The sequence below is a fragment of the Pseudoroseomonas cervicalis ATCC 49957 genome (assembly GCF_000164635.1).
Lineage (GTDB): Bacteria > Pseudomonadota > Alphaproteobacteria > Acetobacterales > Acetobacteraceae > Pseudoroseomonas > Pseudoroseomonas cervicalis.
This window is the reverse complement of the sequence record NZ_GG771263.1, coordinates 1-517: the sequence shown is the minus strand read 5'-3', so window position 1 is coordinate 517 and position 517 is coordinate 1. Positions and strand designations below refer to the sequence as shown.

General features: G+C 79.1%; 1 protein-coding gene. It reads left to right on the top strand.

The features are described 5' to 3' along the window. Window positions 1–10: 10 nt before the first annotated feature. Window positions 11–517: exodeoxyribonuclease VII large subunit (locus HMPREF0731_RS22905; protein ID WP_281015406.1), on the top strand; the 507-nt coding region annotated here is incomplete at its 3' end.

Below are 517 nucleotides of genomic sequence, written 5' to 3'. Positions count from 1 at the left end.
GGAGGCGCGCATGCCCGACCTGCCCGGCCTGGTGGGCGCCGCCCGCCAGCGGCTGGACGACCGGGCGGAGCGGCTGGCCATGGCGCCGCGCGCCTTGCTCTCGGCCAAGCGGGCGGCGCTGGACGCCATCGCCCCGCGCCTGCCGCATCCGCGCGAGAGCCTGGCCGGCCACCGCCACAGCCTGGCCCTGCTGCAGCAGCGCGGGGCGGCGGCGCTGCAGCGCCAGCTGGACCGCAGCCAGACCGCCCTGCACCGCCTGCCCGATCCACGCACCCGCCTCGAATCCCGCCTGCGCGAGGCCCGCACCCGGCTGGAAGGTCTGGCCTTCCGGCTGGAGGGCGCCTCCTACCAGGGGGTGCTGGCGCGCGGCTTCGCCCTGGTGCGCGCCGAATCGGGCGAGCCCGTCACAAGCGCCGCCGGCATCGCGGCCGGGGCGCGCCTTTCCCTCACCTTCCAGGATGGCGCCCGCATGGTCACCGCCGACGACACCGCGCCCGGCCCCGCCGCGCCCCCTCGC